This is a genomic window from Pseudomonas graminis, assembly GCF_004364335.1.
Classification (GTDB): domain Bacteria; phylum Pseudomonadota; class Gammaproteobacteria; order Pseudomonadales; family Pseudomonadaceae; genus Aquipseudomonas; species Aquipseudomonas graminis_D.
On the sequence record NZ_SOCR01000003.1, the window covers coordinates 373,527 to 392,679 of the forward strand.

Below are 19,153 nucleotides of genomic sequence, written 5' to 3' on the forward strand. Positions count from 1 at the left end.
GTCCGCTTACCGGTCCTTGTCGTCTCGCCCGCGCAGCAGGTTATTGGGCATCGCCAGCGCGGCCGACAGCCCCAGCAGCGAGACCGCCGCGCTGCCCATCAACAGGTGCTGAAAGGTCATCGACAGTTGCCCGCGCAGCACTTCAAGTGCGGGGCCGCTGGCGGCGTGCAGGCTGTCCATCAGCAAGTTGCCCGAACCTTCACCGGCCATTGAACTGCCTCCGACCTGGGCAATGCCGGAACCGGCGAGCATCGCCAGCAGCAGTGCCGACATCGTCGCTACACCTACCGCGCCGCCCAGCGAACGAAACAGATTGGTCGTGCTGGTCGCCACGCCCATGTCTTTGACCTCCACCGAGTTCTGCGTGCCCACCAGCGAGGTCGGAAACTGCATGCCGCTGGCGATGCCGGTGAGGACCATGAACAGGCTCGTCAGCAGGGCCGACTGCGGCGGCGTGAAGGCGATCCCAAGGATCGCCAGCGGCATCAAGGCTGCGCCGGTGAGGATGATCGGTTTGTAGCGGCCCGTCAGTGACGTGCGACGGCCGCCGAAGTACGCGCCCATGGGCATGCCGATGGCCAGTGGCATCAGGTGCAACGCCGCGCTGTCGGCCCCTGCGCCGGTGACGGTCTGAAAGCGCAACGGCAGCAACACGATCAGCGAGATGGCCTGAAAACTGGTGAAGAAAATCGTGCACCAGCAGAGCACTGCGCTGCGGTTGGCGAACAGGTGCATGGGCAGCAAAGGCTCGCGGGTGCGCCGCTCATACAGGACGAAAATCACCAGCGCGAGCAGCGCCACCCCCAGTTGCATAAGCACCGACTCGTCACGCCAACTGTGGCCCTGCCCGATTTCGGTGATGCCCAGCAGCAAGGCGGTCAGGCCGATGATCATCAGCACTGTGCCCAAGTAGTCGATCACCGGTTTGCGCTGGGGAATCGGCAGGCCGACCAGCGTTTTGCGCGCAACCCACCATGCCGCCAGCCCCAGAGGCAGATTGATGATGAAGACCCAGCGCCACGACAGGTACTCGGTCATGAAGCCGCCAAGCACAGGGCCGGCCACGCTGGCCGCGGCGTACATCCCGCTGAAGTAACCCTGATAACGACCGCGCTCCCGAGGCGGGACGATATCGCCGATGATCGCCTGGCTCACGGAAACCATGCCGCCGGCGCCGACACCTTGCAGCACCCGCGCCAGCACCAGTTGCTCCATGCTCTGGGCCATGGCGCAGAACAGCGAGGCGAGGGTAAAGGTCGCCAGCCCGAACAGCATCAAGCGGCGCCGGCCGTACAAATCCCCCAGCTTGCCGTAAATCGGCACCGCCACGGTGAGCGCAACCATGTAGGCGGAGATCACCCAGGCGAGCAGGTCGAAATCCTGGAATTGGGCAGAGATGGCCGGCATCGAGACCGCAACGATGGTCTGATCCAGCGCGCTGAGGAAGACGGCCATCATCAGCGCAAACAGAATGCTGCGGATGTCCGGACGGGGTTGATTGAGGCTCGTCACAAAGGGACTCGACTGGCAGATTGACCCGCTGAACACACGCAGGAATTTGCGCCAAGTTTAGTCCGTTAGCTTGCTAATCGATAGCAGGCTGCGTGGATTTTCGCGGTACGTTGAACCGCGTCAGGTCGACAGGCGTCTGCCGTCAACGAAGGGCGCTGAACGTTGCATCAGTGGGCATGCAATGCCCCATCGTGCACACCACCGCCATGCGTGGCGTCTGCCTCATTTGTTCGATTCGGTAAGCACCTGCGGCATACAGGCTCAACACGGCAGCAACGGCGACAACATAAACGCACTGTCTTTTTATTGTGGTTCTCATGACATTTGCCTCTATCCGGTAGGACATCTGTTTCAGAGCGGACACTGTCAGTGTAGGTCGCTATTGGCGTGTGAGCCGGGCGATGGGGATTGAATGTTTGTATCAGTCCGGCCTTTGGGGAAGAGCCGGCATTGCGCGGCTCAGCCAATGCGCCGCTCAGCCGCCTGCAGCGACAGCCAGTCCAGCAGATCATGAAGGGGAGAATTCTTTTCGGCGCCTTTGGGACGCACGAAGTAATACGCCGCGCCGGTCCTGACTTTCAGCCCGAAAGGCATGACCAGACGCCCGGCGCTCAGGTCCTCACCGATCAGCGACCAGTCGCCAATGGCAACCCCCGACCCTTGTGATGCGACGGTCATCGCCAGGTCCATCGTGTCAAAGTGCTGGCCCTGCTCGACATGGCGCATCTTCGACCCGGCGGCCTTCAGCCATAGCGTCCAGTCCCGCTCGTCGAGGGTGGGGTGCAGGAGCATGTGCCCTTCCAGATCGGCGAGGCGGGAGAGGGGATCGCTGGATGTCAGTGCTGGCGAGCACACGGGCGTCAATTGTTCATCAAACAGGTGCTGCACGTGGGTGGCGTCACCCGGATGCGCGCCGAACACGACGGCGGCATCGAAATCCTCCCGGCGAAAATCCACCACGTGGGCGCTGGTCGTGGTCAATTGCACCGGCACGTCAGGCCGTTCTTTCTGCCACTGCAGCAGGCGCGGCAACAACCAGCGGCTGATGCAGGTCGGCGCCTTGATCTGCAGCGCCCTCGGTCTGGCATCGACCTGATCCACTGCCTCTTCGATCAGGCTGAACACCTGTTCAATGCGCGGCAGCAGTTCGCGGCCCTGGGCGGTCAGGCTCAAACCCCGGGCCTGACGATTGAACAGGCGATAGCCCAAATGAGCTTCAAGCCCGGAGATCTGCCGGCTGACCGCGCCTTGAGTGATATGCAGCGCCTCGGCGGCCCGGGTGAAATTGCAGCACTTCGCCGTGATCAGGAACGTGTGCAGGGCGGGCAGGGGAGGAAGGCGTTTCATCGGCGGGCGAGCCATGAGCTGAAGACATGGCTAAGCATGACATTTTTTGCGTTGTGGTCGATATGGCCGTGCGGTTCCAATCCGACCACCAGGCCGGGCCGAGCGTGATAGTCGTCGGGCAAGTTTTAATACAGGAGCGCAACACATGGCGACGTGCGGGGAAGTGCTGGTCAGGTTGCTGGAAGGCTACGGCGTGGAGCGGGTGTTCGGGATTCCGGGCGTGCACACGGTCGAACTGTACCGAGGGCTGGCGGGGTCGTCGATCAGCCACATCACGCCGCGCCACGAGCAGGGCGCAGGCTTCATGGCCGACGGTTATGCGCGTACCCGGGGCAAGCCCGGCGTGTGCTTCATCATCACCGGCCCCGGCATGACCAACATCACCACGGCGATGGGCCAGGCCTATGCAGACTCAATCCCGATGCTGGTGATTTCCAGTGTCCAGTCACGCAGTCAGTTGGGCGGCGGTCGCGGCAAACTGCATGAGCTGCCGTCCCAGAGTGCGCTGGTCGCGGGCGTCGCGGCGTTCTCCCACACGCTGATGTCAGCGGCTGAATTGCCGTCGGTGCTGGCCCGGGCGTTTGCGGTGTTTCGAGCGGCGCGTCCGCGTCCTGTGCACATCGAGATCCCGCTGGACGTGCTGGTTGAAAATGCCGACGCCCTGCTGCACAGCCAACCGGTATCGGTGACCCGCGCGGGGGCGGCACCCGCTGCGATCCGGCAAATGGCGAACCTACTCGCCACGGCGCAACGGCCTTTGATTCTCGCGGGTGGCGGCGCCATTGACGCTGCCCCGGCGTTGACGCGCTTGGCCGAACGACTCGGCGCACCGGTGGCGCTGACCATTAACGCCAAAGGGATACTGCCGGGCGCTCACCCGCTGCTGATCGGCTCGACGCAGTCCCTCGATGCCACCCGTGAGGTCATTGAGAGTGCCGACGTGGTGCTGGCCATCGGCACTGAACTGGCGGAGACCGATTACGACATCACGTTTCAGGGCCACTTCAAAATTCCGGGCGTATTGCTGCGCATCGACATCGACCCTGATCAGACGGTGCGCAACTTCGCGCCGACAGTTGCGCTGGTCTCCGACGCTCAATGCGCCGCCGAGGCCCTGGTGGATGCGTTGGCCGGCGAAGTGCTGGCGTTGCGCAGCAAGGACTGGGGCGCCGCGCGGGTTGCCGCGCTGAAGACGATTCTTGAGGCGGGCTGGGACGACGCGACCCGCGCGCAGACGCTGTTCTTGCAGACGGTGCTCGACGTGCTGCCGGAAGCCGTGATCGTGGGCGACTCCACCCAGCCCGTCTACACCGGCAACCTGACCCTGGACCTCGACAAGCCCCGGCGCTGGTTCAACTCGTCAACCGGTTACGGAACCCTCGGCTATGCATTGCCCGCCGCCGTGGGCGCCTGGCTCGGCAGTCGCGACGCCGGGGAGACCAATCCGGTGGTGTGCCTGATTGGGGACGGCGGCCTGCAGTTCACCTTGTCCGAGCTGGCGAGTGCCGTGGAAGCGCGAACACCCATCGTCGTGCTGCTGTGGAATAACCAGGGTTACGAAGAGATCAAGAAGTACATGCTCAACCGCGCCATTGAGCCCATCGGCGTCGACATCTACACGCCTGACTTCATCGGTGTGGCCAAGGCAATGGGATGCGCCGCGGAGGAGGTCGGCAACGTGGAGCAACTAAGGGCGGCCCTGAGCTCAGCCAGTCAGCGCGACGGCCCGACGTTGATCGAGATCGACCAGCATCGCTGGATGAACGCCTGGGTCTGACGTTCGGATCCGGGTGACCGTGACGGCGGGTTAGCCGACACGGTCATCGCACTATCAAACCGTGCTGCGCAGGCGCGCCAGGTCCCGCAACGGTGGTGCGCCGAACAGGCGGCTGTATTCGCGGCTGAACTGCGACGCGCTCTCATAGCCGACCCGATACCCGGCGGCCGAGGCTTCCAGGCCGTCCGCCAGCATCAGCCGCCGGGCCTCTTGCAGGCGCAGCTGCTTCTGATACTGCAACGGGCTCATGGCGGTGACGGACTTGAAGCGGTGGTGCAGCGTCGAGACGCTCAGGTTCACTTCTTTCGCCAGATCTTCAATCCGCAATGGTTGCTGGAAATGCTCGTTGAGCCATTTGATCGCCTGAGTGACGCGATGGGTCTGGCAGTTGGAAATAGCGATTTCATACAGCCGGTGCCCTTCGCTCCCACGCAGGAGTCGGTAAAGGATTTCCCGGTTGATCAGCGGTGCGAGCATGGGAATGTCCTTCGGCGTGTCCAGCAAGCGGATCAGGCGAATGACGGCGTCGAGCAGCGGTGAGTCGATCCGCTCGACGTACATGCCGCGCCCGCTGTGACGCGTTGGCACGCTCATCGGACCGGCTTCGGCGATCAGCGCGTTGATTTCAACCGGATCAATTTCCAGGCGCAAGGCCAGGTGCGGCTCTTCCGGGGTCGCGTGAATCACCTTGCCGCTGATGGGCAGGGCCACTGACAGCACCAGGTAGTTGAGCGGGTCGTAGGTGTACAGCTCGCCGCCCAGCATCACGTCCTTGCGGCCTTGGGCCATGATGCACAGCGCCGGTTGCACCAGCCCCGGCACCGATTGCGAAGGATGATCGTGGCGAACCATGAACAACGGTTTGATCACCGTCTGGAAACTGCCATCGGCGGGCGCATGACGGCGGATCAGGTCTGCCAGTTCGGCGCGCTGTTGCGTCATCTGCGCGCTCAGCTCGGCAACAGGTCGAGCATCCGGGGCGGACGGCGCAAAAGCGGATAGCGACATGGGGTATTCCTCTGACAGGGCATTGATGCAGCACAGCTTATTTTTGGGCAAGCGCGAGCGTTAGGCGAATCCTGCCGGATGCTTGCCTGATTCTGTTACCGCTGTGTTGCGTTGCCATGAACGGGCCCTTTTCGCTTGGGATCGTTGCTCGAAAGTCCACAGGCAGCACGCGGCCCGGCGCTGAGCGCGGCCGTCACTATGAACCTGCCAGCGCAGAATCAGGCAATAACCGGGCAGTAATTGGCTACCGCAGGGAGCGCGGCTGCCCCTAACCTTTACTTCCCGTCGCAGCTCGTTTCATGGATTCCCGATCCCGGCGCGCGGCACGCACGCAAAAGACACGCACGCAAAAAACAAGGAGCGCAGAGCATGCTAACTACTTCAGCCGTGAGCCATTGGGTATCCGTCCGCGCCCGCCCTGGACGCAGTGCGCAACTGGGCGCCCGCCTGAGCAGCCTGATCAGCCCGTCCGCGGCGGCGTCCGGTTGCCTGCACTTCGGGCTGCAGAAATCCCTGACCGACGAAAACCTCTGGGTCATTACCGGCTCCTGGGCCGACTCCTCCGCAATGAACGACTGGTTCGCTGCACCTGAGCTCAACCTGTTTTCCGAACTGGTGGCCGAGTTGCTGGTGGCGAGCCTGGATTTTCAGACCTTCGCCACGGTAACGCCCGCTCAGGCACAGACGCCTCCTGTGGCTGTGGAGGCTCGCCTGGCGGGGTGACGGGTCAGGCGCTTTTGCTTACGGGGGCGCCGATAACGTCAGCGAAGAAAACCTTTCAGGTGTTCGAACGCCTGCGTTTAAAATCCTGCCTTTATTTTTCCAGGCAGGGCGTCGGACCATGGCACGCAAAGAATTCCAGCATCACGAAGCCGTTTCGGCAGCGGTTCCCGGTGACGACGGCTACAGCGCCGCCATTGCCGTCAAGGCCCGGGTCATGGGCGGTGCGCCGACTTTTCACCGCGTGCTTGCCGAACAGAAATTTCCTACCGCGCTCGCCGCTGACGACGCCGCCGTAAAAGAGCTGGAGCGGCTCGCCGACGTCACGCAAGAGGGCGAACTGGTGTTCGCCCAGGATTGATCAGACGTTTGGCCGGTACATTTTGAACAGTGACTCCGCGCTCAGCTGGAAATAATCAGCCGGGCCACCGCCACGCAGGATGGGCTCGCCGGCCGCCGTGTCATACACACCTTCCTTCAGCAGCCGCTTGGCAATATGCACTGCTACCACTTCCCCCAGAATCAGCCAGCTCGGCACGACCTCTTTGTCGGCGCGTTGCAGCTGGATGATCTGCGTCACTTTGCATTCGAACGAAACCGGCGTCTCCTTGACCCTCGGCACAGAAACGATGCGCGACGGTTCTGCGGTCAGGCCCGCCAGTTCGAACTCACTGACATCCGCCGGCACTGCCGCGCAGCTCATGTTCATTTGCTCAGCCAGACTGCGCGTAGCGAGGTTCCAGACAAACTCGCCGGTCTGTTCAATGTTGTTCAGGCTGTCTTTGCGACCAATGCTGCAGAATCCGATGATTGGCGGCACATAGTTGAAGGCGTTGAAGAAGCTGTAGGGCGCCAGGTTCAGCTTGCCCTCTGCGTCTTGGGACGAAATCCAGCCGATCGGGCGTGGACCCACGATGGCGTTGAACGGGTCGTGGGGCAGTCCATGACCTTTGGACGGTTCGTAGAAATGAATATCGTCTGACATGGTGTGTTCCTGAATGAGAGTTTGCCGGCGAAGCGGCCATGGTGTGCGCGTGCAGGATGCAGGTCGCCATAGTGCAAGGCATTGGATGAGGATTCCAGCGACCTCCGAACCCCGGGCAAAAAAAAGCCCGACATGCGTCGGGCTACAAAGGGAGTTCGGGAGGTGGAACATGAAGCGGTAAACGTGAAGCGGGTAATGCTTAGCTGGCGCGGTTGGCACCGACGCGATCAGCGCCGTCAGAGGCCAGGCGGTTTGCACCGACGTGATCGGAACCGTCAGCAGCCTGGCGGTTATTACCGACGCGGTCAGCGCCGTCAGCGGCGAGACGATTGGCGCCGACGTGGTCAGAACCATCGGAAGCCTGACGATAAGAACCGGTGTGCGACGCGTTGGTATGAGAAGAACCGCCTTCTGCTACAACAGTGCCGTTAAATGCAGAGTGCTGTTCGGAAGCCGGCAGAGCGAATGCGCTCGATGCCAGAATGGAAAGGCTAATACCAAAAATAATATTCGACGTTTTCATGAGTGTTGCTCCAGTAAGTTCAATAATTCTTTCAACTTGGGAATGGAGCCAATGTTACGCGCGTACGGATTAAGTTGAAGTTAACGCTGTTGCTAACGACCATCGCTAAAAATGATAGTGGGCTGAAATGCCCGGTTTTAAAGCGCTGCAGAGACATTTGCGCTGGAATGGGGCAATTTTCATCATTGAAGGCGATTTTGTCTGTTGACTCGGAGAGGGTTTATTGCTAGCGCGTCGTATGGAGGGGGATGGGCTGTGGATGATAGTCAGTGGAGTCTGGGGGAGTGCACCGGCTTGATGGCTCGCAAAAATTCGCCATGCACCCAGTCAAACCAAGGGTTTCAGGTTTTGTCACCAAGAAAAATTAAGCCCGGCATAAAGCCGGGCTGAGAGGACGTCACGGAGGTATCAGCTCAGACGATTTGCACCAATATGGTCCGAGCCATCAGCGGCCTGGCGGTTGGCACCGACACGGTCAGCGCCGTCAGCAGCGAGGCGATTGGCACCTACGTGGTCCGAGCCATCAGCGGCCTGGCGATTTGCACCGACGCGGTCGGCACCGTCAGCGGCGAGGCGATTGGCACCTACGTGGTCCGAACCATCAGCGGCCTGGCGGTTTGCACCGACACGGTCGGCACCGTCAGCAGCGAGGCGGTTGGCGCCTACGTGGTCAGAGCCGTCAGCAGCAACGCGACCGATGTTAGTGTGGGACGAGCCGTTTTCTGCAACGACCGCAGCATTAACAGAGTGGTTTGCATCAACAGCGGGAAGTGCAAAGGCGCTGCTGGCAAGAAGGGAGAAAGCGAGGCCGAAGATCAGTTTGTTAGTTTTCATGGTAGTTGCTCCAGATCGATTTAGTTAGTGGGTAACTCGGTATGGAGTGAACTTTACTCGCCTCGGAATTATTAAGAAGTCAATCGTATTGGTAGCGATCATCGCTGAAATTGATACTGCGAAAAGCGATCGTTATTCATGCACTTAGCCGCACCAGCGAATGCAAAAGGGCAGCTCATGATGAGTGAGCTGCCCTTGATTCACTGCCTTGAAGCGCTGATCGAAGCCGCTCGCCAGCCCTGTCTCGGATCAGTCGGTCTCGATCCGAGAGTGCTTGCGGGTGTCCTTCATGAACACATACACCAGCAACGACACCGCGATGCACGCCGTGACGTACCAGTAGTACCCAGTCTCCAGGCCAATGCTCTTGAACCACAGCGCGATGTATTCGGCCGTGCCGCCGAAGATCGACACCGTCAGTGCATACGGCAGGCCGACGCCCAGCGCACGGATCTCGGTAGGGAACAGTTCGGCTTTCACCACGGCGTTGATCGATGTGTAGCCGCTGACAATGATCAGCGCTGCCATGATCAGGAAGAAAGCGCCCCACCAGCTCTGGATGGTATGCAGCATGGTGAGGATCGGCACGGTACACAAAGTGCCCAGCACGCCGAAGGCAATCAGAATCGGGCGCCGACCAATCTTGTCAGACAGCGCGCCGATCACCGGTTGCAACAGCATGAACAGGAACAGCGTGGCGGCAGAAATCGTCGTCGAATCGGTGATGCTCATGCCCACCGTGTTCACCAGGTACTTCTGCATGTAGGTCGTATAGGTATAGAAGGCCAGCGTGCCGCCCATGGTCAGGCCGACGACGGTCATCAGCTCTTTCGGATGGCGCATCAAGGTGCGCATCAGGCTTTCTTTGGGTTTGTCCTTCTTGCGGGTGAACGACTCGGTTTCTTCCATCCCGCGACGCAGGAACAGCGCCACCACCGCACACAACGCGCCAATGCCAAACGGGATGCGCCAGCCCCACGTTTGCAGCTGTTCGGTGGTCAGTGTCTGTTGCAGCACGATCAGCACCGCCAGCGCGATGAGCTGGCCGGAGATCAGCGTCACGTACTGAAAGCTTGAGAAGAAGCCCCGACGTTCCTTGGTCGCCATCTCGCTGAGGTAAGTCGCCGAGGTGCCGTACTCGCCACCCACCGACAGGCCCTGCAGCAGGCGGGCGAACACCAGCATGATCGGGGCGCCGACGCCGATGGTTTCATAACCGGGGGTGAGGGCGATGATCAGCGAACCGAAACACATCAGCAGTACCGACGCCATCAGCGCGGCCTTGCGGCCTTTGCGGTCCGCGTAGAGGCCCATGAGCCAGCCGCCGATAGGACGCATCAAGAAGCCCACGGCAAAGATCGCGGCGGTGTTGAGCAATTGGGCGGTGGTGTCGCCTTTGGGGAAGAAGACTTTGGCGAAGTAGAGGGAGAAGGCGGCGTAGACGTACCAGTCGTACCACTCGACCATGTTGCCGACCGATCCGCTGAAAATGGATTTCAGACGACTTCCGGTGGTTTTCTCGGCGACTGGCGTGGCAGCCGTTCCGTGGGAGGCAGAATTGGGGATGGCCATGGGATTTCCTGCAGGTCATTGTTGTTAGAAGGAACGCATCGAGGCGGTCTGACGACAGTGATAGCAGGAGCTGTGCCAAAGGCTGAAAGCCACGGGCTAGAGGGGTAATGGTGGTGAGGGTAAGCGGATATCCGCTTGTTGCCTGATACCCATGAGCGAAAATCCGCTCATGGCCCGTTCTGACAGTATCGAAGTCAGTTCCCGGCTGAAGCCGGTCCTACGGACACCGCATGCGCTGGGTAGGACTGGCTTTAGCCGGGAATGCGTCGGGCGTCACACCGCAGGTTTAATGACGTGCTCCAGATCCGAATGTAGGAGCGCGCTTGCCCGCGAAGGCCTACGTATGGGCGACCGATATGCGTTGGATGTACCGGCCTCTTCGCGGGCAAGCGCGCTCCTACACTGATCAGCGGTGGACGAATGAGCTTTGGTGGCAGACGCTGGTATCTTCCCGGCTGAAGCCGGTCCTACGGACACCGCATGCGCTGGGTAGGCCAGGCTTTGGCCAGGAATGCGTCGGGCGTCATCCCGCAGGTTTAATGACGTGCCTCACACCTGGATGTAGGAGCGCGCTTGCCCGCGAAGGCCTACGTATGGACGACCCGTATGCGTCGGATGTACCGGCCTTTTCGCGGGCAAGCGCGCTCCTACACCGATCAGCGGTGGACAATGAGATGTGGTGGCAGGCACTGGCTCTTTTCCCGGCTGAAGCCGGTGCTATGGACACCGCATGCGCTGGGTAGGCCAGGCTTTGGCCAGGAATGCGGCGGGTGTCACGCCGCAGAGCAATTGACGGGCCCCATATCTGAATGTAGGAGCGCGCTTGCCCGCGAAAGCGTAGGCACGGACGACCCGTATGCGTCGGATGTACCGGCCTCTTCGCGGGCAAGCGCGCTTCTACATCGTTCAGCGGTGGACGAATGAGCTTTGGTGGCAGACGCTGGTATCTTCCCGGCTGAAGCCGGTCCTACGGACACCGCATGCGCTGGGTACGACTGGCTTTAGCCGGGAATGCGTCGGGCGTCACACCGCAGATTCAATGACGTGCCTCACACCTGAATGTAGGAGCGCGCTTGCCCGCGAAGGCCTACGTACGGGCGACCGATATGCGTTGGATGTACCGGCCTCATCGCGGGCAGGCGCGCTCCTACACCGATCAGCGGTGGACAATGAGATGTGGTGGCAGGCACTGGCTCTTTTCCCGGCTGAAGCCGGTGCTATGGACACCGCATGCGCTGGGTACGACTGGCTTTAGCCGGGAATGCGTCGGGTGTCATCCCGCAGATTTAATGACGTGCACACCTGGATGTAGGAGCGCGCTTGCCCGCGAAGGCGGACGTATGGGCGACCCGTATGCGTCGGATGTACCGGCCTCTTCGCGGGCAAGCGCGCTCCTACACCGATCAGCGGTGGACAACGAGCTGTGGTGGCAGGCACTGGCCTCTTCCCGGCAGAAGCCGGTCCTACGGACACCGCATGCTCTGGGTAGGCCAGGCTTTGGCCAGGAATGCGGCGGGTGTCACGCCGCAGAGCAATTGACGGGCCCCATATCTGAATGTAGGAGCGCGCTTGCCCGCGAAAGCGTAGGCACGGACGACCCGTATGCGTCGGATGTACCGGCCTCTTCGCGGGCAGGCGCGCTCCTACACCGATCAGCGGTGGCCAACGAGCTGTCGTTGCACATACTGGCCTCTTCCCGGCTGAAGCCGGTCCTACTCAGATCAGATCTGTGGATGACCTTCAGCCAGGAAGTCCTCGCGCACCAATCCATGTCGCTGCATCTTTTCATTCAGCGTACGGCGGGGCAGTTGCAGTTCGTGCATGGCCGCCTTGATGTCGCCCCGGTGCCGTGTCAGCGCCGAGCGAATGCAGTGGGCTTCGAACGCTTCTTGCTGCGCCACCAGCGACTGACCCACCGGGATGCTTTCTACAGTCCGACCGTCGAGCCCTAATACCTGGCGCTCGGCGGCATTCGCCAGCTCGCGCACGTTGCCGGGCCAGTCGTGACTGAGCAGGTGACTCAGCTGTTCACCGCTCAATACCGGCGCGCTGCGGCCGAGGCGCTCAGCCGCATTCCGCGAAAAGTGGCTGAACAACATCGGGATGTCTTCTCGCCGCTCGCGCAGCGGTGGCAGGCGCAACTCAGCGATGTTCAGCCGATACGCCAGGTCCTCGCGGAAACGCCCGGCCCTGGCTTCGTCCAGCAGATCAGGTTTGGTCGCGGCAATGATGCGCACATCAATGTCGATGCTCTGGTTCGACCCCAGTCGTTCGATGCGCCGCTCCTGAATCACCCGCAGCAATTTCACTTGCTGGGCCAGCGGCATGCTCTCGATCTCGTCGAGAAACACCGTGCCGCCGTGGGCGTACTCCAGTTTGCCGATTCGCTTGCCCTGGGCGCCGGTGAACGCGCCGCTTTCGTGGCCGAACAGCTCGGCTTCGAACAGCTGCTCCGGAATCGCCGCGCAGTTGACCGCAATGAAGGGCTTATCGGCTCGGGGCCCGAAGTCGTGCAGGCAACGCGCAACCATTTCCTTGCCGCTGCCGGTCTCGCCGCGAATCAGCACATTGACCGGCAGTGGCGAGAGGTCCAGCACCTGCCGTCGCAACGTCTGCATGGTCGGCGACATGCCCAGCAGCGTTGCATCCAGACGCGAGCGGTTATCCGCCTGTTCAAGCAGCGCGCGGTTTTTCAGCACCAGCGCGCGTTTTTCCAATGCCCGCCGCAGGCTGCCGAGCAGGGTTTCCGGGGTGAACGGCTTCTCCAGAAAGTCATAGGCGCCGTCGCGCATGGCGTCCACGGCCATCGGCACGTCACCGTGGCCGGTCAGCAAGATCACCGGCAAATCGCGATCCCGCCGCTGCAATTCGGCCAGCAACTTCAAACCATCCATGCCGGGCATGCGCACATCGCTGAGGATCACGCCGGGAAAGTGCTCCGGCAGTTGCGCCAGGCAATCCTCGGCACGGCTGAACAGGCGCACCTCGAACCCGGACAGCGTGAGCCACTGCTCCACCGCTTCCCGAATGGGCGCCTCGTCATCCACCACGATTACCGAGTTCAGCATGGGGCGTCGGCCTCCGGGGCCTTGGTCAGACAGAAGAAAAACCGCGCGCCGTTGTTAATGTTTTCGGCGCTGAGCCGGCCGCCCAGCTCATGCACGATGGCAAACGAAACCGCGAGCCCCAGGCCCAGGCCGTCGCCCACCGGTTTGGTGGTGAAGAATGGATCGAAGACGTTGGCCAGGTGTTCTTCGGCAATCCCGCCGCCACTGTCGATGACGGAGACGCACCAGTGCTCGCTTTGCGCGTCGATGCGGATTTCCAGACGCCTGAGCGGTTTGTCACCCATCGCGTCCAGGGCGTTGCGCATCAGGTTGATCAGCACCTGTTCCAGCCGAATCGCGTCGCCGCGCACCCAGGCCGGGCGCGTCAGGTCGAGCACACAGCTGACGCGCTCTTCGCGAATCCGTGTGTCCAGCAACAGCAACGCCTGATCGACCACGGTGGCCAGATCGAGGCGCTCGCGCAGGCCGCTGGGGCTTTTGCGGGCGAAAGTTTTCAGGTGGCCGGTGAGCGCGGCCATGCGCGTCAGTTGCTGATCGAGCAGGCTCAACGCCTTGTACGCATCGTCAACACGGCCATGCTCCAGCAACAGGCGCAGTGTGGCGAGTTGCATGCGCTGCGCCGTCAGCGGCTGGTTGATTTCGTGGGCGAGGGCGGCGGACATCTGCCCGAGCGCCGCCAGCTTGGTCGACTGCACCAAACCGTCCTGCGCGGTTTGCAGGTCCCGCGTGCGTTCTTCGACCAACCGCTCGAGCTCTTCGCGACTGCGCTGGCGCACCCGTCCAAGGCGCCAGCGCTGATACAGAAACAGCCCGAGAAACACCAGCGTCAGCCAGATGCCCGCCGCCGCGAGCCCGGCATTGCGCACGTCTTCATTGGCAGGCTGGGGTTTGCGCAGCAGGTGCAAGGTCCAGCCCTCGGTCGGCAGCGGCATCGACTGCCACAAGAAATCCGCCTGCTCCTTGGGCGCGTCGACGCGGCTGAGCTGGCTGTTCTCGCCGAACGTACGCAGCGGCTCCTGGTGCAAGGGCGCCAGCGGCTGCTTGTCGTACTGACGCGTGCTGGCCAGTTCGGCGCGGTCCTGATCGGTGAGTGGTCGCAGGGCCCGATAGCGCCAGCTCGGCTGATTGGCGATGAAAACGATGCCCTTGGCGTCACTGACCAGCAGCAGGTCATCGTTTTGCGCCCAGGTATGTTCCAGGTCCGGAAACTCCAGCTTGACCACCATCGCGCCGATGAACTGCCCGGCCTCGTCACGCACTGCGTTCGACAGGAAATAGCCCGGGATACCGCTGGTCACGCCGACGGCATAAAAGCGACCGACGCCGTTGGCGCGGGTTTGTGTGAAGTAGGGGCGAAAGCCGTAGTTGTGGCCCACATAGCTGCTCGGCAAACGCCAGTTGCTGGCGCCGACGGCAAGGCCGTTGCGGTCGAGCAGTTCCAGGGTGGAGGACTGGGCAGCGCCGTTGATCTGCTCCAGTTTGAGATTGAGCGCCTGGGTGGTGTCGGCGCTGACCGGGCCGCTCAACGCCGTCCGCAGTTGCGGATCGAGGGCGAGAACCGCCGGCAGTGCCCGGTAGCGTTCGATCAGGGTTTGCAGCGTATTTGCGTAGAGCGCCAGCCGGTCCCGGGAGCGTTCAGCATCGTCCTCCAGGGTGTGCCGCTGAGCCTGATGCATCGCCAGCGTCGCCGCGATGACGGTGCCGGCGAGGATCAGCAACACATACAGAACAAGGCGGGCGGAACGGGGCATGGGCATGACCTCCTTTCAGTGGCTGGCGCATTCGCCCCCGGATTCCTGCCTTACAGCAAATTGAACGTCGTCTCTTTCACGTTCTCCGAATCCAGGCCGATCATCAGCTTGAACTCGCCCGCCTCGGCCGCGTACTTCAGCGACGGGTTGAAGAACTTCAGATCTTCTTCGGTCAGGGTGAAGCTCACGGATTTCTCTTCGCCGGGGTTCAACATGACCTTCTGGAAGTTCTTCAGCTCTTTCACCGGGCGGCTGATCGACGCGGCGACATCGCGCAGGTACAGCTGGACCACGGTTTCACCGGCAACCTTGCCGGTGTTCTTGACCATGACGCTGGCGGTCAGCTTGTCCTTGCGGGTCATCTTGTTGATCGACAGGGTGATGTCCGACACGCTGAACTGCGTATAGCTCAGGCCATAACCGAATGGGAACAGCGGGCTGGTCGGCTCTTCGAAGTAGTTCGAGGTGTAGTTCGAATCGTTCGGGCGGTACGGACGACCGGTGTTCAGGTGGTTGTAGTAGGCCGGCACCTGGCCCACGGAACGCGGGAAGGTCATCGGCAGCTTGCCGGACGGGTTGTAGTCGCCGAACAGCACGTCAGCCAGGGCATTGCCGCCCTCGGTGCCGAGGAACCAGCTTTCCACCATGGCGTCGGCCAGCTGGTTTTCTTCGCCCAGCGCCAGCGGCCGGCCGTTCATTAACACCAGCACCAACGGTTTGCCCGTGGCTTTGAGCGCGCGGATCAGCTCACGTTGACGACCCGGAATCACCAGATCCACGCGGCTTGCCGCTTCGTGGGACATGTTGCGCGACTCTCCGACCACCGCGACCACTACGTCCGCCTGCTGCGCGGCTTTCACCGCCTCGTCGATCATGTCCTGCTCGGGACGCGGGTCGATGGCGATCTGGTCGTCCATCTTGTTCAGGTAAGTGATGGCGTGCTGGTTGTCGGTGACGTTGGAGCCCAGTGCATAAATCAGCTTGGCCTTGTCGCCGACCGCCGCCGCGATACCGTCATAGGCATTGACGGTCTGACGCGCGAGACCGGCCGCCGACCAGCTGCCCAGCATGTCCATCGAGCTCTTGGCCAGCGGCCCGATCACGGCGATGGTGCCTTGCTTCTTCAGCGGCAGGGTGTCGTTCTGGTTCTTCAACAGCACGATGCTCTTGCGCGCAACATCGCGGGCCTCGGCACGGTGCAAACGGTTCTCGGCATTACGGTCGGCAGGGTCATCGACCGCCGCGCCGATGCGCAGGTACGGATTGGCGAACAGGCCCATTTCCCACTTGGCGCCGAGCACTTCACGCACGGCATTGTCGACTTCTTTCTCCGACACTTCGCCGCTCTTCACCAGCCCCGGCAGTTCTTCGCCGTAGGCCTTGTCGTTCATGCTCAGGTCGACACCGGCCTTGATCGCCAGCTTGGCGGCTTCGCGGAAGTCCTTGGCCACGCCGTGGTCGATCAGCTCCTTGATCGCGCCGTGGTCGCTGACGGTCACGCCCTTGAAACCCCAATCCCTGCGCAAGACATCCTGCAGCAGCCAGGCGTTGGACGTGGAAGGCACGCCGTTGATGGAGTTGAGCGCGATCATTACGCCGCCCGCGCCGGCATCAATGGCAGCGCGATAAGGCGGCAGGTAATCCTGTTGCATGCGCACCGGGCTCATGTCGACGGTGTTGTAGTCGCGACCGCCTTCGACCGCGCCATACAGGGCAAAGTGCTTGACCACCGCCATGATGCTGTTGGGCGCCTGCATGCTGGTGCCCTGAAACGCGCGGGTCATGGTGGCGGAGATGCGCGACACCAGATAGGTGTCCTCGCCGAAGCCTTCGGAGCTGCGGCCCCAGCGTGCGTCGCGGGTGATGTCGACCATGGGCGCGAAGGTCATGTCCACGCCGTCGGCCGCTGCCTCGATCGCCGACACGCGACCGGTGCGGGTGATGGCGTTCATGTCCCAGGTCGACGCAAGACCCAGGCTGATCGGGAATACGGTGCGCTGGCCGTGGACGACGTCGTAGGCGAAGAACATCGGGATCTTGTTGCGGCTATGCCCGGCGGCGTCCTGCATGGCGCGGTTGTCCGGCAGCACGACGGAGTTGAACGTGCCGCCGATGCGGCCTGCGGTGATTTCCTTGACGATTTCCGACTTGGGCATCTCCGGGCCGATGCTGATCAGGCGCAGTTGACCGATCTTCTCGTCGAGGGTCATTTGCTTCATCAGGTTGGCGATGAATGCATTCTTGGCTGGCAGCGTGGAAGCGGTGCCGACGCCGGTGGTGGCGCTTTCGGCCCAAGCGGACTGACTGACCAGGCCGATGACGAGACTCAGTAAACACAGCTTATTCATGAATGGTTTTCTCAAGGCGTTGCCGGCAACTCGCGCGTAATACCGGTCAGCCATTGTTGTAGGTGTCGAACCTTTGGTTTTTATTGTCGTCAGGACGGCAACGTCGCTGAACTCCTGCCTCATATGAGCATCAGTAGCGCAACGAGTTTTATCTGATTGTGGCCCGGCAATCCAGCGCCCCGACAACGCGATGGGGCGGGATTATGCCGGGGATCGTCCGGTTTGGCTAAAGTCATGACTGACAGGACTAACTATTGATGAGTACAGGGAGCACGCACGCCATGCAAACAGAGCGTTATGACCACGGCCGGGGCAGTCGTTACAAATTGTCACTGGCGTTGATGCTGCTGCTGACGACCCTGTTGTCCGGCTGCGGGATCAACAACATTCCGACTTACGACGAGCAGGTCAAGGCTGCCTGGGCACAGGTGCAGAACCAGTATCAACGCCGCGCCGACCTGATCCCCAATCTGGTGGAAACGGTGAAGGGCTACGCCAAGCAAGAGCAGGACACCCTGACCGCTGTTATCGAAGCGCGGGCCAAGGCGACGTCGATTCAGGTGGACGCCAGCACGCTGAACGATCCAGCCAAACTCAAGCAGTTCCAGGACGCACAAGGTCAGCTGACCGGCGCATTGAGCCGCTTGATGGTGGTGTCGGAGCGCTATCCGGACCTCAAATCCAACCAGAACTTCCTCGCGCTGCAGTCCCAGCTTGAAGGCACGGAAAACCGTATCGCGGTGGCCCGTCGCGACTTCATCACGGCGGTCGAGCGTTATAACACCGAGATCCGCACCTTCCCGGGCCGTCTGTGGCATACCGTGATGTACAGCGATCTGCCGGTGCGCCCGAACTTCGAAGCCACTGCCGCTGACGCTGACAAAGCGCCGCAAGTGAAGTTCTGATGGGACGCGCGCGCCGGGGAGTGCTGGCCGTGTTACTGGCGATGTCGGTGGGTGTGTTTGCCCAGTGGGCGCAAGCCGATCTCACGTTTCCGCCGCTGACCGGGCGCGTCGTCGACACCGCCGGGATGATCGACGGCCCGAGCAAAGAGCATCTTGAACAGATGCTGCGCGCCCATGAAGAACTGACCACCGAGCAAGTGATAGTGGTCACCTTGCCTGACCTGCAGGGCTCGACCATCGAGGACTACGGCTATCAATTGGGTCGTCACTGGGGCATCGGGCAGAAGGGCAAGGACAACGGCGCCTTATTGGTGGTCGCCCGGGACGAGCGCAAGGTGCGCATCGAAGTGGGTTATGGCCTGGAAGATCGCCTGACGGACGCGCAGTCATCGGTGATCATCAATCAGATCATCACTCCGGCGTTCCGTCAGGGCGATTTTGTCGGTGGTATCTCCAAAGGCGCCGAAGCGATGGTGCAGGTGCTGGGCGGCGATCCCCTCGCCGAGCCCGCGGTCGGCGCGACCGGCAGTGCCGCGGCGAGCGAGGACGAAGGCGTCGACTGGAAAGTGACTCTGCTGTTTCTGGTGTTGTTCGTGGTCATCAGTTACATCAGCGCACGTTCCGGGCGGGGCAGGTCCATCGGCTCCGGTGGCGGCGGCTTCGGCGGTTTCGGTTCTGGCGGCTCTGGCGGCTTCGGCTCAACCGGCTCGGGCTCGGGCTCGGGCGGTATGCGCGGTGGCGGTGGTGGATTTGGCGGGGGCGGTGCCTCCGGTGGCTGGTAGTCGTTCGCTCAGGAAGGGTTT

The 19,153-nt window shown here is 61.9% G+C and carries 15 protein-coding genes; 5 read left to right on the forward strand and 10 right to left on the reverse strand.

Annotated features, from left to right (window positions below; genetic code table 11):
• Nucleotides 1-6 precede the first annotated feature (6 nt).
• Nucleotides 7-1,512: an MDR family MFS transporter gene (locus EC919_RS06725; RefSeq protein WP_133772366.1), complete on the reverse strand. Its 1,506-nt coding sequence runs from the start codon at nt 1,510-1,512 to the stop codon at nt 7-9.
• Nucleotides 1,513-1,971: 459 nt separating this feature from the next.
• Nucleotides 1,972-2,859 (reverse strand): LysR substrate-binding domain-containing protein, encoded by an 888-nt coding sequence (locus tag EC919_RS06730; protein ID WP_133772368.1) that lies wholly within the window; start codon nt 2,857-2,859, stop codon nt 1,972-1,974.
• A 145-nt stretch (nt 2,860-3,004) separates the two neighbouring features.
• Here EC919_RS06730 and EC919_RS06735 point away from each other — a divergent pair, with 145 nt between their 5' ends.
• Entirely contained in the window at nt 3,005-4,636 is a 1,632-nt protein-coding gene (locus EC919_RS06735; RefSeq protein WP_133772370.1) for a 5-guanidino-2-oxopentanoate decarboxylase, read from the forward strand.
• A 54-nt stretch (nt 4,637-4,690) separates the two neighbouring features.
• On the opposite strand, the gene EC919_RS06740 is transcribed toward EC919_RS06735, so the two are convergent.
• Nucleotides 4,691-5,644, reverse strand: coding sequence for an AraC family transcriptional regulator (locus tag EC919_RS06740; protein WP_432213795.1), 954 nt, complete (start codon nt 5,642-5,644; stop codon nt 4,691-4,693).
• A 369-nt stretch (nt 5,645-6,013) separates the two neighbouring features.
• Here EC919_RS06740 and EC919_RS06745 point away from each other — a divergent pair, with 369 nt between their 5' ends.
• On the forward strand, nt 6,014-6,367 hold the full coding sequence (locus EC919_RS06745; RefSeq protein ID WP_133772372.1) for an antibiotic biosynthesis monooxygenase family protein: 354 nt from the start codon (nt 6,014-6,016) through the stop codon (nt 6,365-6,367).
• 118 nt (nt 6,368-6,485) lie between these two features.
• The gene (locus tag EC919_RS06750) at nt 6,486-6,725 is read left to right on the forward strand and encodes a hypothetical protein (RefSeq protein WP_065992300.1); all 240 of its coding nucleotides are present in this window, start codon (nt 6,486-6,488) and stop codon (nt 6,723-6,725) included.
• Here EC919_RS06750 and EC919_RS06755 read toward each other — a convergent pair whose 3' ends face one another.
• From EC919_RS06755 to bglX, 7 genes are all read right to left on the reverse strand, one after another.
• On the reverse strand, nt 6,726-7,349 hold the full coding sequence (locus tag EC919_RS06755; RefSeq protein WP_133772374.1) for a flavin reductase family protein: 624 nt from the start codon (nt 7,347-7,349) through the stop codon (nt 6,726-6,728).
• A gap of 199 nt (nt 7,350-7,548) precedes the next feature.
• On the reverse strand, nt 7,549-7,872 hold the full coding sequence (locus tag EC919_RS06760) for a hypothetical protein (RefSeq protein WP_133772376.1): 324 nt from the start codon (nt 7,870-7,872) through the stop codon (nt 7,549-7,551).
• A gap of 408 nt (nt 7,873-8,280) precedes the next feature.
• Complete coding sequence (locus tag EC919_RS27635; RefSeq protein WP_133772377.1) at nt 8,281-8,706, reverse strand: hypothetical protein; 426 nt, start codon at nt 8,704-8,706, stop codon at nt 8,281-8,283.
• Between the two features lie 249 nt (nt 8,707-8,955).
• Nucleotides 8,956-10,278, reverse strand: a complete 1,323-nt coding sequence (locus tag EC919_RS06770) for an MFS transporter (RefSeq protein ID WP_133772379.1) — start codon at nt 10,276-10,278, stop codon at nt 8,956-8,958.
• A gap of 1,721 nt (nt 10,279-11,999) precedes the next feature.
• Entirely contained in the window at nt 12,000-13,346 is a 1,347-nt protein-coding gene (locus EC919_RS06775; protein ID WP_133772381.1) for a sigma-54-dependent transcriptional regulator, read from the reverse strand.
• The gene (locus EC919_RS06780; protein WP_133772383.1) at nt 13,340-15,103 is read right to left on the reverse strand and encodes a sensor histidine kinase; all 1,764 of its coding nucleotides are present in this window, start codon (nt 15,101-15,103) and stop codon (nt 13,340-13,342) included. The genes EC919_RS06775 and EC919_RS06780 overlap by 7 nt, the downstream gene beginning before the upstream one ends.
• Before the next feature lie 44 nt (nt 15,104-15,147).
• On the reverse strand, nt 15,148-17,445 hold the full coding sequence (gene bglX, locus EC919_RS06785) for a beta-glucosidase BglX (protein ID WP_133772385.1): 2,298 nt from the start codon (nt 17,443-17,445) through the stop codon (nt 15,148-15,150).
• A gap of 281 nt (nt 17,446-17,726) precedes the next feature.
• On the opposite strand from bglX, the gene EC919_RS06790 reads away from it, so the two are divergent.
• Both EC919_RS06790 and EC919_RS06795 read left to right on the forward strand, forming a co-directional pair.
• Nucleotides 17,727-18,350 carry a LemA family protein gene (locus EC919_RS06790; protein WP_133772387.1) on the forward strand — a complete coding sequence of 208 codons (624 nt, stop codon included), beginning with the start codon at nt 17,727-17,729 and terminating at the stop codon, nt 18,348-18,350.
• Complete coding sequence (locus EC919_RS06795) at nt 18,350-19,132, forward strand: TPM domain-containing protein (RefSeq protein ID WP_133772389.1); 783 nt, start codon at nt 18,350-18,352, stop codon at nt 19,130-19,132. The genes EC919_RS06790 and EC919_RS06795 overlap by 1 nt, the downstream gene beginning before the upstream one ends.
• The last annotated feature ends 21 nt before the right edge of the window (nt 19,133-19,153 follow it).

Coding starts and splice junctions, on each gene's coding strand:
- EC919_RS06740 (WP_432213795.1), bottom strand. CDS start 5,644: ATGTCGCTATCCGCTTTTGCGCCGTCCGCCCCGGATGCTCGACCTGTT.
- bglX (WP_133772385.1), bottom strand. CDS start 17,445: ATGAATAAGCTGTGTTTACTGAGTCTCGTCATCGGCCTGGTCAGTCAG.
- EC919_RS06735 (WP_133772370.1), top strand. CDS start 3,005: ATGGCGACGTGCGGGGAAGTGCTGGTCAGGTTGCTGGAAGGCTACGGC.
- EC919_RS06795 (WP_133772389.1), top strand. CDS start 18,350: ATGGGACGCGCGCGCCGGGGAGTGCTGGCCGTGTTACTGGCGATGTCG.
- EC919_RS06760 (WP_133772376.1), bottom strand. CDS start 7,872: ATGAAAACGTCGAATATTATTTTTGGTATTAGCCTTTCCATTCTGGCA.
- EC919_RS06755 (WP_133772374.1), bottom strand. CDS start 7,349: ATGTCAGACGATATTCATTTCTACGAACCGTCCAAAGGTCATGGACTG.
- EC919_RS06790 (WP_133772387.1), top strand. CDS start 17,727: ATGCAAACAGAGCGTTATGACCACGGCCGGGGCAGTCGTTACAAATTG.
- EC919_RS06770 (WP_133772379.1), bottom strand. CDS start 10,278: ATGGCCATCCCCAATTCTGCCTCCCACGGAACGGCTGCCACGCCAGTC.
- EC919_RS06730 (WP_133772368.1), bottom strand. CDS start 2,859: ATGAAACGCCTTCCTCCCCTGCCCGCCCTGCACACGTTCCTGATCACG.
- EC919_RS27635 (WP_133772377.1), bottom strand. CDS start 8,706: ATGAAAACTAACAAACTGATCTTCGGCCTCGCTTTCTCCCTTCTTGCC.
- EC919_RS06745 (WP_133772372.1), top strand. CDS start 6,014: ATGCTAACTACTTCAGCCGTGAGCCATTGGGTATCCGTCCGCGCCCGC.
- EC919_RS06750 (WP_065992300.1), top strand. CDS start 6,486: ATGGCACGCAAAGAATTCCAGCATCACGAAGCCGTTTCGGCAGCGGTT.
- EC919_RS06775 (WP_133772381.1), bottom strand. CDS start 13,346: ATGCTGAACTCGGTAATCGTGGTGGATGACGAGGCGCCCATTCGGGAA.
- EC919_RS06780 (WP_133772383.1), bottom strand. CDS start 15,103: ATGCCCATGCCCCGTTCCGCCCGCCTTGTTCTGTATGTGTTGCTGATC.